Annotated in this window: 18 protein-coding genes and 1 rRNA gene; 6 read left to right on the top strand and 13 right to left on the bottom strand. The window is 68.6% G+C overall.

The genetic code is table 11. The features are described from left to right. Nucleotides 1–3 precede the first annotated feature (3 nt). Nucleotides 4–116 (top strand): 5S ribosomal RNA (gene rrf, locus QWJ38_RS20595). 63 nt (nucleotides 117–179) lie between these two features. On the opposite strand, the gene QWJ38_RS20590 is transcribed toward rrf, so the two are convergent. The 4 genes from QWJ38_RS20590 to QWJ38_RS20575 all read right to left on the bottom strand — a co-directional run bounded on the left by QWJ38_RS20590 (nucleotide 180) and on the right by QWJ38_RS20575 (nucleotide 4,370). Beyond that, nucleotides 180–845 carry a 2'-5' RNA ligase family protein gene (locus tag QWJ38_RS20590; protein WP_290360989.1) on the bottom strand — a complete coding sequence of 222 codons (666 nt, stop codon included), beginning with the start codon at nucleotides 843–845 and terminating at the stop codon, nucleotides 180–182. A gap of 21 nt (nucleotides 846–866) precedes the next feature. Then, nucleotides 867–1,760: an MBL fold metallo-hydrolase gene (locus QWJ38_RS20585; RefSeq protein WP_290360988.1), complete on the bottom strand. Its 894-nt coding sequence runs from the start codon at nucleotides 1,758–1,760 to the stop codon at nucleotides 867–869. A gap of 50 nt (nucleotides 1,761–1,810) precedes the next feature. After that, the gene (locus QWJ38_RS20580) at nucleotides 1,811–3,550 is read right to left on the bottom strand and encodes a long-chain-fatty-acid--CoA ligase (protein WP_290361015.1); all 1,740 of its coding nucleotides are present in this window, start codon (nucleotides 3,548–3,550) and stop codon (nucleotides 1,811–1,813) included. Nucleotides 3,551–3,647: 97 nt separating this feature from the next. Continuing rightward, nucleotides 3,648–4,370: a DUF8198 family protein gene (locus QWJ38_RS20575; protein ID WP_290360987.1), complete on the bottom strand. Its 723-nt coding sequence runs from the start codon at nucleotides 4,368–4,370 to the stop codon at nucleotides 3,648–3,650. A 65-nt stretch (nucleotides 4,371–4,435) separates the two neighbouring features. Here QWJ38_RS20575 and QWJ38_RS20570 point away from each other — a divergent pair, with 65 nt between their 5' ends. Continuing rightward, complete coding sequence (locus QWJ38_RS20570; protein WP_290360986.1) at nucleotides 4,436–5,314, top strand: esterase/lipase family protein; 879 nt, start codon at nucleotides 4,436–4,438, stop codon at nucleotides 5,312–5,314. Nucleotides 5,315–5,324: 10 nt separating this feature from the next. Here the strand turns inward: QWJ38_RS20570 and hppD are convergent, their stop codons facing one another. Further along, the gene (gene hppD / locus QWJ38_RS20565; RefSeq protein ID WP_290360985.1) at nucleotides 5,325–6,455 is read right to left on the bottom strand and encodes a 4-hydroxyphenylpyruvate dioxygenase; all 1,131 of its coding nucleotides are present in this window, start codon (nucleotides 6,453–6,455) and stop codon (nucleotides 5,325–5,327) included. 119 nt (nucleotides 6,456–6,574) lie between these two features. On the opposite strand from hppD, the gene QWJ38_RS20560 reads away from it, so the two are divergent. Then, nucleotides 6,575–7,057: an Lrp/AsnC family transcriptional regulator gene (locus QWJ38_RS20560; RefSeq protein WP_290360984.1), complete on the top strand. Its 483-nt coding sequence runs from the start codon at nucleotides 6,575–6,577 to the stop codon at nucleotides 7,055–7,057. Between the two features lie 3 nt (nucleotides 7,058–7,060). Here the strand turns inward: QWJ38_RS20560 and QWJ38_RS20555 are convergent, their stop codons facing one another. From QWJ38_RS20555 to QWJ38_RS20540, 4 genes are all read right to left on the bottom strand, one after another. Next, nucleotides 7,061–7,909 (bottom strand): HDOD domain-containing protein, encoded by an 849-nt coding sequence (locus QWJ38_RS20555; RefSeq protein ID WP_290360983.1) that lies wholly within the window; start codon nucleotides 7,907–7,909, stop codon nucleotides 7,061–7,063. A 114-nt stretch (nucleotides 7,910–8,023) separates the two neighbouring features. Further along, on the bottom strand, nucleotides 8,024–8,275 hold the full coding sequence (locus QWJ38_RS20550; RefSeq protein WP_290360982.1) for a hypothetical protein: 252 nt from the start codon (nucleotides 8,273–8,275) through the stop codon (nucleotides 8,024–8,026). 37 nt (nucleotides 8,276–8,312) lie between these two features. Continuing rightward, nucleotides 8,313–8,501 carry a hypothetical protein gene (locus QWJ38_RS20545; protein ID WP_290360981.1) on the bottom strand — a complete coding sequence of 63 codons (189 nt, stop codon included), beginning with the start codon at nucleotides 8,499–8,501 and terminating at the stop codon, nucleotides 8,313–8,315. 402 nt (nucleotides 8,502–8,903) lie between these two features. Then, nucleotides 8,904–9,491, bottom strand: a complete 588-nt coding sequence (locus tag QWJ38_RS20540; RefSeq protein WP_290360980.1) for a hypothetical protein — start codon at nucleotides 9,489–9,491, stop codon at nucleotides 8,904–8,906. 49 nt (nucleotides 9,492–9,540) lie between these two features. Here QWJ38_RS20540 and QWJ38_RS20535 point away from each other — a divergent pair, with 49 nt between their 5' ends. Next, the gene (locus tag QWJ38_RS20535) at nucleotides 9,541–10,125 is read left to right on the top strand and encodes an SRPBCC family protein (protein ID WP_290360979.1); all 585 of its coding nucleotides are present in this window, start codon (nucleotides 9,541–9,543) and stop codon (nucleotides 10,123–10,125) included. 8 nt (nucleotides 10,126–10,133) lie between these two features. Here QWJ38_RS20535 and fusA read toward each other — a convergent pair whose 3' ends face one another. After that, a complete protein-coding gene (fusA, locus tag QWJ38_RS20530; protein WP_290360978.1) occupies nucleotides 10,134–12,239 on the bottom strand; it encodes an elongation factor G in 2,106 nt (701 codons plus the stop codon). A gap of 112 nt (nucleotides 12,240–12,351) precedes the next feature. Further along, nucleotides 12,352–13,287, bottom strand: a complete 936-nt coding sequence (locus tag QWJ38_RS20525; protein WP_290360977.1) for a TolB-like translocation protein — start codon at nucleotides 13,285–13,287, stop codon at nucleotides 12,352–12,354. Between the two features lie 74 nt (nucleotides 13,288–13,361). Here QWJ38_RS20525 and QWJ38_RS20520 point away from each other — a divergent pair, with 74 nt between their 5' ends. Continuing rightward, nucleotides 13,362–14,294 carry a quinone oxidoreductase family protein gene (locus QWJ38_RS20520; protein ID WP_290360976.1) on the top strand — a complete coding sequence of 311 codons (933 nt, stop codon included), beginning with the start codon at nucleotides 13,362–13,364 and terminating at the stop codon, nucleotides 14,292–14,294. A gap of 13 nt (nucleotides 14,295–14,307) precedes the next feature. On the opposite strand, the gene QWJ38_RS20515 is transcribed toward QWJ38_RS20520, so the two are convergent. Together QWJ38_RS20515 and QWJ38_RS20510 are read right to left on the bottom strand one after the other, a co-directional pair. Further along, nucleotides 14,308–16,695, bottom strand: coding sequence for a DUF6351 family protein (locus QWJ38_RS20515; RefSeq protein ID WP_290360975.1), 2,388 nt, complete (start codon nucleotides 16,693–16,695; stop codon nucleotides 14,308–14,310). 179 nt (nucleotides 16,696–16,874) lie between these two features. Next, nucleotides 16,875–17,495 carry a GNAT family N-acetyltransferase gene (locus QWJ38_RS20510; protein WP_290360974.1) on the bottom strand — a complete coding sequence of 207 codons (621 nt, stop codon included), beginning with the start codon at nucleotides 17,493–17,495 and terminating at the stop codon, nucleotides 16,875–16,877. A 133-nt stretch (nucleotides 17,496–17,628) separates the two neighbouring features. Here QWJ38_RS20510 and QWJ38_RS20505 point away from each other — a divergent pair, with 133 nt between their 5' ends. Next, nucleotides 17,629–19,047, top strand: coding sequence for an amidohydrolase family protein (locus tag QWJ38_RS20505; RefSeq protein WP_290360973.1), 1,419 nt, complete (start codon nucleotides 17,629–17,631; stop codon nucleotides 19,045–19,047). Nucleotides 19,048–19,260 lie beyond the last annotated feature (213 nt).

Raw genomic sequence — 19,260 nt, 5'->3', positions numbered from 1 at the left:
AAGCCTGATGACCATAGCGAGTTGGTCCCACTCCTTCCCATCCCGAACAGGACAGTGAAATGACTCAGCGCCGATGATAGTGCGGATTCCCGTGTGAAAGTAGGTCATCGTCAGGCTATTATCCCCAGCTAACCCCTCGCATCTCACCGGTGCGAGGGGTTTTGCTTTTGGGCGCCGATTCAATGAAGTGGCCAGCTGACCAAATGATCGTGGCGATGAAGGCCCACATGGCTAAGAATCAATACCAGACGTTCGGCAGGATATTCGATCGCGTTCATCGGCAAATCACCGACGCTATGTGGCATTCGATAGTGCAGCGTCATGTGAGGGTCGCCATTGCTCAGCGGTCGCTGACCAACGCGGCGCAATAGCGCGGTGACCAATCGGCGCAACTCGATAAAGCGTTGGCGGCTCCGCGCTTCACAGCGCAGAGTAAAGGCTTGATCCCTAAACCCTCGCAATCGATCGAAGCGCAGCTGGAGCGCTCCGAATCGGATGCCGCTCAGCGCTGCAACGATGGCGTCGATGACGAGTTGCGGGGGCAATCCGTCCGCGCCGAGTCCTTGATTCAGATTCAAGACGGTGGCGTGCAGGCGATCGGCCGACTGCAAGCCTTGCAAAGGTATGCCAAGTTGCTGGCGCAGCGGTTTGGTGTCGACCAGGATCTTTCCCGCGTCGGCCAGCGATGTCAGCACGGCGAGGAACAAGTTGTAGCCAAGCGGCTGACGCCTGGGTTCGCCAAAGCCGGCGTTCTGGTACGGTGGTGAATCTCCTTCAAAGCCGTCGAGTAGGCCTTGCCGCGCGCAGTCGAAGGGAAAGAGATTGCTGCTGAGGTCAAGCGCCATCGATACACCTCATCGATTGCTTCAAGGACGGCTGATGGTATCGCCCTCCAGTTTCAGCGTGCCGCCTCGCGCCAGTTCCCCCAGCAGGGTCTCGGTCCATTCCTGCAGCGGAAGGTTCGCAAAGTGCCGCGCCCACATCGTTCGATGAATCGGCGTCTGCTCGAGCCAGTCATTCAATTCGGCACGCGAACAACGGCCGAGCTCGAGCAGGTGATAAACGAGCAACGCCTTTGCCGCATGCCGTGTATGGCGCTCCGGATTCCTGCGGAAGAAGTCCAGCCGCGAACGCGCCTCGGCCAGCGCCGCTTGCACGTCGGTGAACGCACTCCCATGCCCGGGCACGACCACACGGACCGGCAGCGTTTCGATCAGATCCAGCGTGCGCTCCACCTCGTGGAAGCCCGTCTCGCCCTCCAACTCGGGGAAGACGATGCCGAAGCCGTGCTCCCACAGCGCGTCGGCCGAGACCAGCACGCCGGACTCCGGCTCGAACAGGATCAGCGAATGCGGATCATGGCCGGGTGCGGCCAGCACCTTCCATCGGCGGCCGGCTTGCTCCAAGGTTTCGCCGGGATTCAATGCTCGCGTGGGCGCGAATCGCTCGCAGCGCTGCCCGGTCAAACGGTAGCTGAGCTGCGCCTCGTCCCAATCGCGCGCCGCCTCGAAATGGCCTGGCGGAATCCAGATCGGGCAGTTGCCAAAGGCGGCGGCCAGATGCGCATTGCCGCCGCAATGATCGGAATGCAGATGGGTGTTGACGATCAGGCGCAGCGCGCCGCCTGGCCCCAGGGCCTCGCGCAGCAGGGCCAGGGTCTGTTCCTTGTGCGTGCAGTAGCCGCTGTCGACCAGCACCGCGCCACGCGGGTCGCCTTGCAGCAAGAGCGAGTTCGAGGACAGCCAGCCGCGCTCGAGCATCCGCATATCGGGCGGCAGCAGCGTCGCGGCAGCGCCCGAGACGGGGCTCGTCATGTCGTGCTGCGCAGCTCCCGGCGCAGGATCTTGCCGACATTGCTCTTTGGCAGCTCATCGCGGAACTCGATGTACTTGGGCCGCTTGTAGGCGGTCAGCTGCTCGCTGCAATAGGCCAGCAAATCCTCCTCGGCCAGGGCGAGGTCGCTCTTGACGACATAGAGCTTGACCGCCTCGCCCGACTTCGCGTCCGGAATGCCGACGGCCGCGCATTCGAGCACGCCCGGGTGCATGCTGACGACCTGCTCGATCTCGGTCGGATAGACGTTGAAGCCCGAGACCAGGATCATGTCCTTCTTGCGGTCGACGATGCGCACATAGCCCTGCTCGTCCATCACGCCGATATCGCCGCTCTTGAAGAAGCCGTCGGCATACATCACGTGCGCGGTTTCCTCCGGCTTGTTCCAGTAGCCGGCCATCACCTGCGGGCCGCGGATGCAGATCTCGCCGCGCTCGCCGATGGCCAGATCGCGGCCCGCATCGTCGCGGATCGCGATATCGGTTGACGGCACCGGCAGGCCGATGCTGCCGTTGAAGCTCTTTAGATCGAGTCGATTGATCGTCGCCACCGGCGCCGTCTCCGACAGACCATAGCCCTCGACGACCGGGCAGCCGGTGATCTTCAGCCATTTCTCGGCCGTCGCCTGCTGCACGGCCATGCCGCCGCCGTTGGAGATCACCAGTTCACTGAAGTCCAGCCGCGCGAAGGCGGGGTCATTGGCCAGCGCATTGAACAAGGTGTTCACCGCCGGGAACATATTGACCTTGTACTGCTGCAGAGTCGCGATGAAGCCGGGGATGTCGCGCGGATTCGGGATCAAGAGATTCATCATCCCCTGGCGCGCGCCGAGCATATAGCAGGCCGTCAGCGCGAAGATGTGATACAGCGGCAGCGCGCAGACGGTGGTCAGCTGCTTGCCGCCGAGCTGGCTCAGCATCGGCTGGAACCAGGCCTCGGCCTGCAGGATGTTGGCGACCACATTGCGATGCAGCAAGGTCGCGCCCTTGGACAGGCCGGTCGTGCCGCCGGTGTACTGCAGGAAGGCCACGTCATTGGGGCCCAGCTCGACGCGCTTCAGCGTCATCCGGCCGCCGTCCTCCAGCGCCTTGTTGAAGCGGGTCACGCTGCGGCCGGCATCGAGCGGCAGGCGGAACTCCGGCACCATCTTCTTCAGATGGCGCACCGCGAAATTGATCAGCGGCCCGCGCCACCAGCCGAGCAGGTCGCCCAGCGAGGCCAGCACCACATGCTTGACCTCGGTCTTGGCGATCACCTCCTCCAAGGTCGCGGCAAAGTTCTCCAGCACGATGATGGCCTGCGCGCCCGAATCCTTCAGCTGATGCTCGAGCTCGCGCGGCGTGTACAGCGGATTGACGTTGACCACCGTGTAGCCGGCGCGCAGGATGGCCGCGATCGCGACCATGTACTGCAGCACATTGGGCATCATGATCGCGACGCGCGTGCCCTTGGCCAGGCCCTTGGCCTGCAGCCAGGCACCCAGCGCCTGCGACATCTGGTCGATCTCGCCAAAGCGCAGGCGGCGATCCATGCAGGCGGCGGCATCGCGCTGCGCGTACTTGCGGAACGACTCCTCCAGCAACTCGACCAGCGAGCCGTAGACGCTCACGTCGATCTCGGCCGGCACGCCGGCCGGGTAGCTTTGCAGCCAGGGCTTGGCGCCCGCGTTCTGTGTGCCTGCCGCGGCGGCCGCCGCCGGTGCGCGATCTTGTGCCAATACTTCCACGACCCTGTCTCCTGATCTCGTTCGGTGTCTGTCTGCACGCCGCTTCTTGCGGTCGATCTTCGATGGTCGCGGCTGACCCGGGTGCTAGCTAGGGTAATTGCCCTAGTGGATCGTCGCCTGTGGGACAGGCGGCGGGCGCGGCGGCGAACAGCGCCTGCGCCAGCGCCTCTTCGCGCCGGCGCACCGTCTGCAGGAATTCGCCGGCGCCGCGCATCTCGCGGAAGGTGTCGAAGCCGCTTTCCAGAAAACGCTGCAGCTCGCCCATGCCGGCCGCCGTTGCCGGCCCGCGCATCATCCGCAGCGCCTGACGCAGCAGCGGCTTGCGCGTCAGCTGCTCCAGCGACTCCCCGACCGCCAGGCAGAGATCGATCTGCTGCTGGCGCAGCGCAGCCTCCCCGCTGGCCTGCCAGGCGCGCCGGTAGCTGGCCGCATCGGGCTGGTCCCGGCCCAGCAGCTGGCCCATCCGCGTGTCCAGCCGCTCGGAGATTGCATGCAGCAGCGCAAGCCGGCCGACGGTGGCGACGACCTCGGCCGGGAACAGCCGGGTCAGGGTCGGCACGACGCGGGCGAACTGCGCGTCGCGGCGCGTGTAGTCGCCGGGGCCGTAGAGCTCCTCGAGGAAGAAGCGGGTCGCGGCCGCATAGCGCGGCGTCGCCAGCAGATCGGCATAGGTCCTTGCAAAGCGGCGCTGCTGGTAGGCCTTCAGCGCCTCCACCCGCGCGGCCAGGCCGGGCTCGGCCTCCCGCAGCGTGCGCTGGCGCTCGACCTCGCGCAGCTGGCTCAGGATCTCATCGGCGTTGGCGAAATCCATGGCTGATGGTTGGGGCGGTGGACAGGCTGCGATTGTGCCTGCGGGGCTGCTCCTACACTGGGCGCATGAACGGACGTCTGCAACGCTGGCAGCTGCTGCTGCGCCTGCTGCTCGCGCTGGCGATCGCCGTCGCCGGCTGGCGCGCCGGCTCGCCGGGGCTGGGCCTGTTGCTGGCGGCCCTGCTGTTCTGGTTCCATGGCCTGGTGATGCTGGGCATGTTCCTGAGCCTTCTGCGCATCAACCGCGGCGCCAATGGCATCGTGTCGCTGCTGCGCGCCTGGGCACGCGAGCTCTGGGTCTGCGAACGGGTGTTCGGCTGGCAGCAGCCCTTTGCCGAGCATCGCGAGCCCGACTTCGTGCCGGCGCATGGCGAGCGCCGCGGTGTGCTGCTGCTGCACGGCTATACCTGCAACCGCGGCTTGTGGAATGGCTGGATGCGCCGGCTGCGCCAGCGCGGCCATCCCTTCATCGCCCTCAGCCTGGAGCCGGCCTTCGGCTCGATCGATGCCTATGTCGAGGCGATCGAGGCGGCGGTGCAAAGGCTCACGGCCAGCAGCGGCCGGCCGCCGCTGATCGTCGCCCACAGCATGGGCGGGCTGGCCGCGCGTGCCTGGTGGCGGCGCCATGGCGCGCCGGGCCGCGTGCAGCGCGTGCTGACCCTGGGTTCGCCCCATGGCGGCACCCTCACGGCTCGCTTCTCGCCGGCGCTCAATGCGCGGCAGATGCGCCCTGGCAGCGCCTGGCTGGCCGAACTGGCCGGCAGCGAAGCCCGTGCGCCGGGCGCCGGCTTCGACTGCTATTACAGCGCCGCCGACCAGATCGTCTGTCCGGCACCGACGGCGGTGCTGGACGGCAGCCGCGCGGTCGCGCTGGCCGGCGTCGGCCATCTGGCGCTGGTGTTCGAGCGCCGGGTCTTCGAGGACGTGCTGCGGCTGCTGGACTGAGCTTGCCAGCTCAGTTTTTGGCGTCGCTCAGCACGCCGCGGCGGATCTGGTCGAGCTCGATCGATTCGAACAGGGCCTTGAAATTGCCCTCGCCGAAGCCCTCGTTGCCCTTGCGCTGGATCAGCTCGAAGAAGATCGGGCCGATCACTTCCTTGGTGAAGATCTGCAAGAGCAGCTCGTTCGGCGCGTCCAGATGGGCGGCGCCGTCGATCAGGATCTTCAGCCGGCGCAGCTCGGCCACATTCTCGCCATGGCCGGGCAGGCGCTTGTCGATCAAGTCGAAATAGGTGTCGATGGTGTCCTGGAACACCACGCCGTCGGTCTTCATGCCTTCGACGGTCGTGTAGATGTCGTCGGTGCCCAGGGCGACGTGCTGGATGCCCTCGCCGTGGTAGAGGTCCAGGTATTCGGCGATCTGGCTCTTGTCGTCGCTGCTCTCGTTGATCGGGATGCGGATCTTGCCGCAGGGGCTGGTCATGGCCTTGCTCTTCAGGCCGGTCAGCTTGCCCTCGATGTCGAAATAGCGCACCTCGCGGAAGTTGAACAGGCGCTCGTAGAAATCGGCCCATTCCTTCATCCGGCCGCGGAACACGTTGTGCGTCAGATGGTCGATATAGGTCAGGCCATGACCGGCCGGGTTCGGGTCGACCGGCTGGCCGTTCGCGTCGAGCAGGGGCACGAAGTCGACGTCGTAGATCGAAATATTGCCGATCTGGCCCGGCGCCGCGCCGTTCTTGCCCTGCCAGCGATCGACCAGATAGATCAGCGAATCGCCGATGCCCTTGATCGCCGGGATGTTCAGCTCCATCGGGCCCGTCTTGTTGTCGAAGCCCCAGGCGCCCAGCTCCAGCGCGCGCTGGTAGGCCAGCGCGGCGTCCTTGACGCGGAAGGCGATCGCGCAGATCGACGGGCCATGCAGGCGCGCGAAGCGCTGCGCGAAGGCATCGGTCTCGGCGTTGATGATGAAGTTGACGCCGCCCTGGCGGTACAGGGTCACGTTCTTGTGGCGGTGCTTGGCGACGGCCTTGAAGCCCATCGTCTCGAACAACCGGCCGAGCGCAGCCGGATCGGGCGCGGCGAATTCGATGAACTCGAAGCCGTCGGTGCCCATCGGATTGTCCCAGGGGGTGAAGGTGGCCATGGCAGTGATTCCAGCAAGTCTTGTCAGCACCGAACTTTAGGCGCTGCTCCCCGCAGGATTCATGCGAACTCAGGCGCAGCCTTTTCCGCAGACGCAGGAATCCTGCAAAAATATCGCGTATGGAAAGCGAAATCCAGCTCGATGCGATCGACCGGCGCATTCTGCGGGCGCTGCAGGTCGACGGCCGCCTGACCTATGACGCGCTGGCCGCCCAGGTCAATCTGTCCGCCTCGGCGGTGCTGCGGCGCGTGCGCCGGCTCGAGGAGGCCGGCGCGATCGCCGCCTATGTGGCCCTGGTGCCGCCCGAGCGGGTCGGCCTGGGCCTGACCGCCTATATCAATGTGCGGCTCGAGAAGCAGACCGAGAGCCATAAGCGCAACCCGATGGACCTGTTCCGCGCCGCCGTGCAGACCTGGCCCGAGGTCGTCGAATGCGCCGCGCTGACCGGTGAGATGGACTATCTGCTGCGTGTCGTCGTGCAGGACATGGCGCATTACGCCCGCTTCATCAGCGAGACCCTGTTGAAGCACCCAAGCGTGCAGGACTGCAAGACCAGCTTCGTGCTGGATCGCTTGAAGAACACCACCGCGCTGCCGCTCTAGGACCTAGTCGTCGTACTCGTGCAGCAGCTTCAGCGTGTGCTCGGGGCTGAGGTTCAGCAGTTCGCCGATCTCGCGCAGATCATCGGGGATGGCGGCATCGTCCCAGCCCTCGGCCGTGTGCCGGGCCAGGCGCACGGCCAGCTTCACGCACAGCACCTGCGGATCGTTGGCGCGCTTGTCATTGGTGATATGGGTCAGGAGTTCGGGCAGGCGCCAGGCCTTCATCAGCGCCTGTTCCAGATCGGCCAGCTCGATGTGTAGCAACTCGCGCTGCACGACGGCGCTGCGCAGCTGCCGGTCCGCCTGCTGGCGCTGGCGGATCTGCAGCGCCAGCTCCGGCGCATGCAGCCACAAGAGCATCTCGGCGAAGTCGTGCAGCAGCGCCGCGCTATGGATCACCGCCGCGTCGGGGTCGAGCCGGTGCGCGGCAAAGGCCAGCGCATAGCGCGAGGCCCGCTCGGCCCGGCGCAGCACGCGCTGCAGGCCGGCCAGCGCCTCGGGCTGCCGGGCCAGCCGGTCCTCGACCGTGGGCTGCGAGCCGAACTCGCGGAAGAAGGGCGTGATGCCCATCAGCACCAGCGCGGCCGTGACCGTCTCGGCGTCGGTCAGCAGCCGGCTGCTGCGGTGCGAGGCCGCGTAGGCCAGCACCTTCAGTGTCATCAGCGGATCGTTGGCGATCAGCTCGCCGAGGCGGTTCGCGTCGACCGCGTCCTCATTCTGGCGCAGCAGCTCAAGCGCCGCGGCGGTGTCCGCCAGCACCGGGATCTCGGCGTCGCGGAGGGCGGCCGTCCAGCCGGCCAGATCCTGCGGGATCTGGCGCGGCGGCATGGCGGTCGGGGGCGATGAGCTCATCGTGGCGCTGGCCGCAGTGGGCGGATGTCGATGTCCCATCGTATACCGGCGCCGCCGGGCCGGAGGTCGATGAAAGCATCAGCAGCGTGCCCAGCGCGAGCAGCAGCACCGGCATCACAGCCGCCGGACGCCCGGCAGCTTGCCGACCAGACGCCCGTCCATGTACAGCGCGCCTTCCGGTGCGCCGGCCTCGGCATAGAACTCCAGCTCGGGCCGGCGCCGGCGCAAGGCCTGCACCCGGGCCAGCGCATCGGCCAGGCGATCAAGCATCGCGCTGGCCCCGCGCAGCGCGGTGGCGGCGCGGCCGCGCCAGGCTTCGTGGACCAGGGCTTCGTCTCCAGGGCCCTTCAGTTCGCTCAGTCTCATGATGTTCTCCGCGCCGGCGCTCGGGCCGGCCTAGGGTTCAGGGGCTGCGGTCGGGCTGACCGAGCTGCTGGATCTGCTTGAGCAGATCGCGACGCGCCGCCTGGCGCGCATTGCCGTCGGCGTGGCGGCCGGCCTGGCGAAGCAGGCTGGGGCCGACCAGCGGGTTGCGCGGCTTGCTGGTGCGCAGCGACAGGCGCAGCGGACGGGGAGCGATGAACTTGGACATAAGACTCTCCTGCGCGAGGACCGGCCTCGCTGGCTCTTCGGGAATGCGGCGGCGCCACTGCGGCGCTGCAGCGTCTGGCTGGCCACGAGGGCCGTCGATCAACAAGGGGCGTATGGCCGGCGAGCCGGCGCGGTGGGAGCTGGGCCGACCCCGGCGGCCGCTCCACGAGGGAGCGATGCGAGGCGGGCGGCGCCCGGTCAAGGCGTTGAGAAGACTTGATTCATTGCGGTGAACAACGCCGCAACTTGCGCAAATGATAAACGATCAATTATCTTGCGCAAGCGCTTTTTATCGAAGCTGATAAACAATTTAGGGGGTGTGGCGCCGTCGCCTACGGGCGTGCGCCGGCCCGCGCCGGCGGCGCGGAGCCGCCGCGCGATCGACGAGCGGGCGCGCGCTCGATCAGTGCTTCGGCTTCTTGGCCTTCAGCGGCGCGACGCCCTGCTGCAGGCGGCGCCATTCGTCCAGCTGGTCGGCCGCGCCGGCCGGGGCAGGGGCCGCTGCCGCCGGCCGGGCCGCCATCGCAGGCGCCGGCTCGGGCGTCAGCACCTCGCCGAGCAGGTCCAGCAGGCGCGTGCGTGCGCGCTGCGGATGACGGCGGTAATAGGTCAGCACCAGGCCGACGATGAAGCGCTCGTCATCGTCCTGCGGCACGCTAGGCGCGTTGCCGGCCGCTGCTGCGGCGGCGGCCGGTGCGACGCTGCCGGCGGCCGCTGCCTGCGCGCTGTTGTGCTCATGGTCCATCCAGCCGGGCGGCTTGTGGAACAGCTGCTCGAACTGCCGCGCCAGGCGCTCGCCGATCTGGCGGCTGCGGCTCTTGATCTGGCTCCAATAGCTCGGCTGGATCTGCAGACGCTCCGCGAAACGCCTTTCCAGGCCCCGCAGGGTGGCGGCATCGGGATGCTTGACCGTCGCGCTGACGAATTCTTCAAACAGGAGCAGCGCGTTGTCCAGGCGGATCGTGGCGGTGTCCCGGATCGGGGGTGACATGGGCCGTATGATAAAGCCTCGTTCATCGCCGAAGCGCCGAGGAGCCGCCATGCAGATAAAGAAGCCCGTTCTTCCTGCCGTCCTGTGCCTGGCTCTGCTGGGCGGCGCCGCCGAGGCGGCCGAGCGCAGTCTTGATAAAGAAGTGATCATCAAGGCGACGCCGGAGCAGGCCTGGCAGAGCTGGACCACCCGCGAGGGCATCGTCGGCTTTTTCGCGCCGGACGCCAAGATCGAGCCCAAGGTCGGCGGCGCCTTCCAGATCTATATCGACCCGAACGGCAAGCCGGGCGAGAAGGGCGCAGACGACATGCGCTTCATGGCGCTGCAGCCCTACAAGATGCTCAGCTTCGACTGGAATGCGCCGCCCAGCCTGCCTGAGGCGCGGGCGCAGCGCACCTTTGTCGTGGTGCGCTTCGCGCCGGTCGATGCGGCCCACACCAAGGTCACGCTCCACCACAGCGGCTGGGGCGAGGGCGGCGAATGGGACAAGGCCTATGGCTACTTCGACCGCGCCTGGGGCAATGTCCTGAACAACCTGAAGCTGCGCTACGAGAGCGGGCCCAAGGACTGGAGCGAGTGGCTCAAGCAGCTGGAGCAGTACCGCGCGCAGCAGGCAGCCTCCGCGCCCAAATAGCCCTCAGCTCACTCCTCCTCGCGCACCTTGTAGGCCGAGATAAGCGCCGACTGCTGGTTGGGCGGCACCGGCTCGTAATGCGAGAGCACGACCGTGTAGCGGCCCTGGCCGCTGGTCATCGCATTGAGCCGGGTCTGGTAGCTGGCCAGCTCGGCCAGCGGCGCCTGGCCCTGCACGATGATGGAGCCCGGCATGGTCGTGCGCGTGCCGTTGACCTGGCCGCGCCGCGAGGCCAGATCGCCGGTGATGTCGCCGATCGAGGCGTCCGGCGTGCTGATCTCGACCAGCACGATGGGCTCCAGCACCAGCGGCCGCGCCTCCTTGACGGCTTCCATCAGCGCGCGCCGGCCGGCGGTGACGAAGGCGATCTCCTTGCTGTCCACCGAATGGTGCTTGCCGTCGTAGACGGTCACCTTCAGATCGACCAGCGGATAGCCGGCGACCACGCCGGTCTCCAGCGCCGAGCGCACGCCCTTCTCGACGGCCGGCATGAACTGGCCCGGGATGGTGCCGCCCTTGACCGCGTCCACGAACTCGAAGCCGGCGCCGCGCGGCAGCGGCTCGATGCGCAGATAGACCTCGCCGAACTGGCCGGCGCCGCCGCTCTGCTTCTTGTGGCGGTAATGGCCCTCGGCCGGGGCCGAGATCGTCTCGCGGTAGGCGATGCGCGGCGGCTGGGTCTGCAGCTCGAACTTGTAGCTCTCGCGCATGCGCTCCAGCAGCATGCGCAGATGCAGCTCGCCGAGGCCGTAGACCAGGGTCTCGTTGGTCTGCGCCGCGCGCTCAACCTTCAGGCAGGGGTCCTCATCGACCAGGCGCGACAGAATCTCCCACAGCCGCTGCTCGTCGCCGTGCCGCGCCGGGCTGATCGCCAGGCCATGCACCGGCACCGGGAAGTCCAGCGGCTTCAGATGGATGTGCTCGTCCTCGGGCGCGTCGTGCAGCACCGCGTCGTAGTGCAGCTCCTCGACCTTGGCGATCGCGCACAGATCGCCGGGCAGCGCCTGCTCGACCTCGACATGCTTGCCGCCCTGCAGCATGAACAGATGGCCGACCTTGAAGGGCTTGCGCGCATGGCCGACGAAGAGCTGGCTGTTGCGCGTCAGCGTGCCCTGGTGCACGCGCAGGATGCCCATCTTGCCGAGATAAGGGTCGGCATTGACCTTGAACACATGGGCCAGCACATGGGCGCCCGGGTCGGGGCTGGCCTGCAGCGGCTGGGCTTCGGCGCCTTCGCCGCGCAGGAACTGCGGCGGGTTGCCCTCGCTCGGGTTCGGCAGCAGGCGCTCGATCACGTCCAGCAGTTCGGCCACGCCGGCGCCGCTCTTGGCCGAGGTGAAGCAGACCGGGATCAGATGGCCCTCGCGCAGCGCCTGCTCCAGCGGCGCATGCAGCTCGCGCGGGTCGACATCGCCCTCGTTCAGATAGCGGTCGACAAAGGCCGCGTCGACCTCGACGACCTGCTCGACCAGCGCCTGGTGCGCCTGGCCGACCGAGGAGAAATCGGTCTGGCCGGTGATGTTGAAGAAGCAGTCCAGCACCTTGGCGCCGCCTTCGGCCGGCAGATTCAGCGGCAGGCATTCGCGGCCGAACAGTTCGCGGATCTGGGTCAGGAGGCCCGGCAGGTCCAGCTCGGGCAGATCGATCTTGTTGATGACGATCAGCCGGCACAGGCCGCGCTGGGCGGCCGCATCCAGCATGCGCGAGGCCATCAGCTCCAGGCCGTTCTGCGCATCGACGACGACGACGGCCGTGTCCGCCGCCTCCAGCGCCGGCAGCGACTGGCCGATGAAGTCCGGCGCCCCGGGCGTGTCGATCGCGTGGATGCGGATGCCGCCATGGTTCATATGGACCAGCGAGGCATGCAGCGAATGCTGGGCCTTGCGTTCGAGCGGATCGTGATCGCTGACGGTGCTGCCGCGTTCGATGCTGCCGGGCTGTGCGATCGCGCCCGCCTGGTGCAGCAGCGCCTCCAGCAATGTCGTCTTGCCGGCGCCGGCCGGTCCCACCAGGGCCAGGCTGCGTATCTTGGCAATCTCTGCCGCGATGCCCTGGGAGCTGGGGACGCCGGCGCCGTCTAGGCTGCCGGCGGGGCTGCTGCTGTTGCTGGCCATCGCGCACTCCTTTGGAGCTGGTGCCGGCTGTCTCGGACCGGCCTGGCCCCAGCGTAGGGCATGCGCGCCGGGCTCGCAAGAGGGGTGGCGCCCCGCTCTGCCGGGGCGGCGCTCAGGGCCCGCAAGATGGCGGCCACGACGGCGCCGGATGGGACTCGAGGTCCAGCCGGAAGATCTCCCCGGAGCGGCGGCCCAGCGACTGCGCGAACAGCAGGCGGTCGCCCGAGGGCGACAGCGCCGGGCCGACCTGGAACACCGTCGGCAGCGCAGGCAGGCGGCGCTGCTCCACCCAGCGATCCGAAACGCTGGCCCGGCCGAACAGGTACAGATGCGAGCGGTCGCCGCGATCGGCAACCAGCACCAGCCGGCGCCCGTCCAGCGACACCTCGGCCTCGTACTCGTTCATGGGCGTGTTGAGCTCGGCCACGGCCGACACCGTCCAGGCTTCGTCGTGCTCCTGCCTGGCCATGTAGATGTCCGAGCCGCCCTGGCCGCCCGGGCGGGAGGAGCCGAAATACAGCACGCCCTCGCGGGTCAGCCGGGGCAGCAGCTCGGAGCCCTCCGAATTGACGGGTTCCGGCAGGCGCCGGGGCGTCTTCGACCAGCCGCCGCCCGGGAGCCGATCGGCGACCCAGATGTCCAGATCCTCATTGCCGCGGCCAGCCTGATGGGCGTGGCGCGAGGAGATGAAGTAGAGCTGCCGGCCGTCCGGCGTCACGAAGGGATCGCCTTCCAGCACCGGCGCCGGTGCCGGGAACGGCGGCGGCACCGGACGGGACCAGCCGCCTCGTTCGCAGCGCGACCACAGCAGCCGGTAGTTCTGGAAGCTTTTGTCGGCGCGCATGAAGAACATCTCGCGGCCGTCGGGGGTGAAGGCCGGCGAGGACTCGTAGTCCTCGGACGCGATGGCGGTCGGCGTCCATAGCACCGGCTCCGCCGCGAAGGCGCCGACCATGCCGGCCAGCAGCAGGACCTGCGCGAACAGCCGCCCGGCGCGCGCGGCTGTTCGCCCTCGTTCTCGGCACGGGATGCACTCGCTGGTCTTCATCGCTTCATCGGGTCGGCGCGGTTTCGGCGGGAGGCCAGCCCGGATGCTAATCGTCGTGGCGCTAGCATGGCGCGATGAAAGCACTGACCTTCTCCCGTTTCGGCGGCCCCGACGTCCTCGAATACATCGAGGTGCCCGATCCGCGGCCCGCACCCGGCCAGGCGTTGTTGCGGCTGCAGGCGATCGGCCTGAACTTCGCCGACGTCTACCGCCGCCAGGGCCGCTACCACCTGCGCGGCGCCCCGCCCTATATCGCCGGCTACGAGGGCGCCGGCGTGATCGTCGAGGCGCCGCCGGGCAGCGGCTTCGCGGCCGGCGATCGGGTCGGCTTCGCCGACGCGCCCTTTGCCAATGCCGAGCTGGTGGCGGTCGATGTCGAGCGCCTGATCCGGCTGCCGGACGCGATCACGGCCGAGACCGCCGCGGCGCTGCTGCTGCAGGGCCTGACCGCGCAGTTCCTGGCCAGCGACAGCCACGCGCTGCAGGCCGGCGAGCGCGCCTTGGTCCATGCGGCGGCCGGCGGCGTCGGCGGCCTCCTGATGCAGCTGGGCCGCGCGCGCGGCGCGAGCATGCTGGGCCTGGTCTCCAGCGAGGCCAAGGCGCAGGGCTTGCGCGAGCAGGGCTTCGAGGTGCTCTTGCAGGCGCCCGCGGCCGGCGCCGATCTCGACGTGGTCTACGACTCGACCGGCACGACGGTGCTCGATTCGCTGCAGCAGCTGCGCAGCGGCGGCACGGTGGTGTTCTACGGCATGGCCGGCGGCCCGCCGCCGGCCGTCGATCCGCGGATCCTGATGGACGGCTCCAAGCGCCTGGTCGGCGGTGACCTGTGGAATGTGCTGAGCAGCGCCGAGCAGCGCCAGCGCCGCGCCGACGAGCTGTTCGCGCTGGTCGCGGCCGGCGCGCTGCGCGTGCCCATCGCCGCGCGCTTTACGCTGGCCGAGGGCGCGCGGGCCCATGCGCTGCTGGAGGCCCGCGGCACTGTCGGCAAGCTGCTGCTCTTGCCCTGAACGGGCTGTGCGTCTAGGGCTTGGCCCGGTCGGGTTTGCCGTAGTCGCAGACGCCGTCCGGGAAGGCCTTCTTCAGGCTCGCGATCTCGGCCGCGCCCGGCTGCCAGGGCGCATACGTGCCGTCGGCGACGGCCGTGTCCACCGACTTCAGCGCGCACTGGTAGATGCCGCCGGCCAGCGGCGCGCCGGCCACCGTGCGCGATGTTCCATAGAGCGGGAAGGCCTGGGTGCAGGCGCCCGGCGGCTTGTTGTCGAGGATGCCGTCCCAGGCGTCAGCGCCGGCATAGATCAGCTTGCCGCTGAGGTCGAAGCAGCTGTCGACCGCGCGCGCCGGCCGGTTCTGTGCCAGCGTCTTGTCCGGGTTGGCGCGGATATTGGCCATCCACTCGTCCATCACCGCGATCGCCTCCATGCTCTGGCTGGCCTTGGGCACGCCGGGCCGGGTGTCGGTGAACCAGATGACGATGTGATCGGCATTGCCCATCTTCTCGAGCGCGCGCTTGCGGATCGCGAACGATTGATGGCTGTTGTGCATGTCGAGCTCGCGCTCCATGTACTGCCGATGGTCGATGGTCGGCAGCGGCATGAGGCCGCTGAACACCATGCCCGAGCTGTAGGCGGCCCGGGTCGCGATCGGGTCGCCCTGGGTGCGCGGCGCGGCCTCGCCCGGCGCAGGGCTGAGCCGCATATTGCGCCGGCTCCAGGGGTCGAAAGTGGCCGGGCTCAGCGGGCCGAGGAAGGGGAAGCCCTCCTGCACCATCTCACTCGGATGCTTCCAGCCGCCGACCTTCAGATTGACGTCGAGGAACTCGGCCGGCGTGATCTTGCCGCTCTTCAGCGCGTTCAGGCCGTACTGCACGCCGACGTTGTCCCAGGTCGGCCGCGCCGCGCCGCTGGCATCGACGCCATAGATATTGCGCAGATCGTCGTAATGGGTCCAGCGGATCGCGGCGATGTCGCTCTGCGGCTCGAACAGCGCCTGGTTCGGTGCCTGGCCGTAGAGCGGGTTCATCGCCAGCGGGCTCAGGCCGCGCCAGGACTTCACGCATTCGGTCGAGCCCGGCGCCGTGCTGTAGCCCAGCGCGGTCTTGGCGGCGGCGAGCGGATCGGCCACCGCGTCCTCGGCGTTCAGGCCGACCAGCAGCGAGCGGTTCTTGGTGATCCGCCATTTCGGGTTGGCGCGGTCGGTCGCGTCCATATAGTGCTCGAGCAGCTCGCAGTCACCGACGTGGATGGTCTGCGTGACCATGTCCGGATAGCTCTGCACCGGCAGCGCCGCGTCGAGGATGCCGGGCTCGTTCTGCGCCAGGATGTACTGCTGGATCGCGCCGCCGGAGCCGCCCAGGCCATAGGTGTAGAGCGGCCGGCCATAGCGCTCGATGAAGCGCTCCTTGGTCATCATCGCCGTCTCGGCCGCCAGCTGCAGGTTGTAGTGCGTGCCGGTGTTGTTGCCGCTGGAATGGACGATGGCCGTGCCGGTGGCCAGGATGTCGGCATTCATCGCGCCGCCATGCAGGGTGCCCTGCGAATGGCCGATCGCGACACCGCCCTGGAACCAGTACTGCAGGCGCTTGTTCCACAGGCTCAGGTCCGGCGCCGTGCCGGCCGCGGCGCCGGCCTCGCCGCGCGGCGCCAGCATCGCGAAGCTGTAGAGGAAGCGGTTGATCGTGCCACGCTCCTGGCGCACGACGAAGTCGACCTGGCGGCCGTCGGCCAGGGTCGTGCGCGCCATATCGGCCGGCGCGGCGCCGCCGCTGGGCAGCAGCTTCCATTGCCCGGCCGTGCTGCGGTACCAGTAAGTGACGAAGGTATCGATCGCGCAGCTGAGCGTGTAGCCGATCTTGTTGCCATTGGCGTCGAAGACCGGATGGCCGGGCGGCGCCGTCGTCTCGACCTTGGGCTGCTTGCCGACCGCGCCCTGCGTCGTCGTGCAGACGAACGGGTATTGCTGCGGGCCGGAGAAGATCGGCCCGTTGATCGGGTAGTTCCTCAGCGCCAGGCTGTCCATCAGCGGGCCGCTGCGGTGGCGCAGCTGCAGCACGTTGTCGCCATTGACCAGGCCGCTGACGACGCCTTCCAGCTCCTCGCCGAGCAGGCTCTGCGCATCGCCGAGCCGGCGGCCGTTGAGCCAGAGCTCCAGCTTGTTGCGCAGACCCGGCGGCGACTGCACGGCGATGCGGGCATCGCCGCCGGAGACGCGCTGCGCCGAGCCGGACACGATGCTCAGCGAGGCGGCGGCCTCATGATCCAGCGATTCGCTGTCGACCTTGGCGCCCAGCGGCTTGGATATCGATTCGCTGCTCTCGCTGCTGCCGCCGCCACCGCAGGCGCTCAGCACGAGCGCGGCGGCCAGACAGCTCGCCCAGCGGGCGCAGCCGCGGGAGGGGTGATGCTTCATCATCGGCTTGTCTCCTTGCTCTGGTTGGGGCCAGGGCAGGCGCCGATAGGCGCGGCGGGCCCGAGGCCGGCTTCACCATAGCGAGAACGACAGGCCGGCGCCATCGGGCCGGCGCGGCTCACCCCTAGATTGCCGGGCGGCTGGCGCACGCTCGCAGCGTGCTAACCGGGCGGCTCAGCGCGCTAGACCAGGCGCGCCAGGCGCTTGTAATACAGCGCGCTGCCATGCAGCCGCCCCTCGGCGCAGGCGTCGTAATCGGGAATCTCGCCGGCGCGCTGCCAGCCCAGATGCGCATAGACCGCCTCGGCCTGCGAGCCGGCCGGCGTCTCCAGCACCAGCAGGCTGCGGCCCTGCTCGGCGGCCGCGTACTCGACCCGGTGCATCAGCTGGCTGGCGATGCCGCGGCCGCGCGCGCCGCTGTGCACCATCAGGCGCTGCACCTCGCCACGATGGTGCGCATTGACCCGCGGGCACAGCGAGAGCTGGACCGCGCCCTGCAGCGGCCCCTCGTCGCCCGCCTCCGTGGTCTCGCAGGCGATCCACAGGCTTTGGTGTGCCCCGAGCCGGGCGAACACGCCATGCCAGTGGTCCAGCGCCGCATAGCGCGACAGCGGCGCCAGGAAGCCAAGGCTGGCGCCATGGTGGACGCCATCGATCAGCAGATCGGCCAGCGCCGGCAGCCATTGCAGATCGCGCGAATTGAGCTGGCGCACGGCGATCGTCGACGGTTGGCGAGAGCTTGCGGGGTCGAGCGTCGGGCGGCGATGGAGTCGCGAGGTGGCGGTGCTGAAGGAGAGAAGCATCGTGGGTCCTGCTTTCGGATGAGGGCTCCCGCCTTGTGGACGGGTTCTGGTAAATCCCGATGCAAGCGCTATGCCAGCGCGGCGCTGCCGCTGGCGACAATCGCGCGCAACTGTTCATTCTTCACGTCCTGCCATGCGCCCGACCCTCCGCAAACTGCTGTCCCTGCTGCTCCTGTCCCTGCCGCCGCTGCCGGCCCTGGCGCAGGCCGAACTCGACAAGCTGACCCTGTTCCATGCGCCCGTGCTGCTGCTGCGCAATGTGCAGCTGTTCGACGGCAGCGGCGCCGCGCCGCAGCCGCAGCGCGCTATCCTGATCCGCGACGGCCGCATCGAGCGCATCGCCGCCGATGCCGAGCTGCAGGCGCCGGCCGGGGCGGTCGTGCGCGATCTGGGCGGCGCCGCGGTCGCGCCGGGCTTCGTGCTGATGCACGAGCACCAGTTCTACCCGGTCGAATCGGGCAGCTATGGCGCGATGTTCCGCAGCTTCCCGCTGCTCTATCTGGCCGGCGGCGTGACGACCCTGCGCACGGCCGGCAGCATGAGCCCCTATGCCGACCTGAACGCGCGCCGCGACATCGAATCCGGCGCCGCCGCCGGGCCGGACATGGACGTCACCGCGCCCTATCTGAACGGCGCCACGCCCTTCGTTGCCCAGGTGCCGCGCATCAAGAACGCGGCCGATGCCGAGCGCATGGTGCGTTACTGGGCCGACGAGGGCGCGAGCTCGTATAAGGGCTATATGCACCTGACGCGCGCGCAGCTGGCCGCGGCGGTGAGCGCCGCCCACGCGCGCCAGGCGAAAATGACCGCCCATCTGTGCGCGGTCAGCTACCGCGAGGCGGCCGATGCCGGCATCGACAATCTCGAGCATGGCTTCATGGTCGCCAGCGACTTCGTCAAGGACCGCAAGCCCGATGTCTGCCCGGCCGGCGACGCGGTCGGCCGCTCGCTCGACGCGCTGGCCGTCGACGATGCCGGCATGAAGGCCCTGCAGGCGCATCTGATCGCGAAGAAGGTTGCGATCACCTCGACCCTGACGATCTACGAGACCTTTGCCCAGGGCCGGCCGATGGCGCCCGCCGGCGCGCTGGACCTGCTGATCCCGCAGCTGCGCGAGCAGTACGTGAGCCGCTACACGACGATCCAGCGCGGCGCCCCGAATCTGTGGACCCGCCTGCTGCCCAAGGCCATGGCCTGGGAAAAGCAGTTCGTCGAGGCCGGCGGCCTGCTGCTGGCCGGCACGGACCCGACCGGCTACGGCGGCGTGGTGCCCGGCTATTCCTCGCTGCGCCAGCTGGAGCTGCTGATCGAGGCCGGCTTCGAGCCCGCGCAGGCGATCCGCATCATGACGCTGAACGGCGCCCGCTATCTGGGCCGCGAGGCCGAGATCGGCAGCCTGGCCGCCGGCAAGCGCGCCGACCTGGTCGTGTTCCAGCAGCCCATCGTCGCCGGACAGCCGCTGCCAGGACTTGCCTGGACCATGAAGGCCGGCCGGGCCTTCGACCGCGACAAGATCCTGGCGATCTGGAAGGGGCGGGTGGGGCTGCAGTAGCTTGTCCAGGTTTGCGGGTAGCGGGCTGGCGCCGGGACGCGGGCGCATGCCCTTGCTCCGTGTCCCCCGGGCCGCAAGCGGCCCTCCTCCTTGACCTGCGCAAGCGCATGCGCCCGCATCCCGGCTGATCCACCGCCGGACGGCTGCGGCTGAGTCATGGCGCGAGCAGGAGGGCGGGCAGGCCTGATGCGTAGGTAAAGGAGGAGGCCGAAG

The organism is Roseateles violae, from assembly GCF_030410485.1.
GTDB lineage: Bacteria > Pseudomonadota > Gammaproteobacteria > Burkholderiales > Burkholderiaceae_C > Roseateles_D > Roseateles_D violae.
Note: the sequence above shows the minus strand (reverse complement) of the source record. Positions and strands in the feature narration are given on the sequence as shown.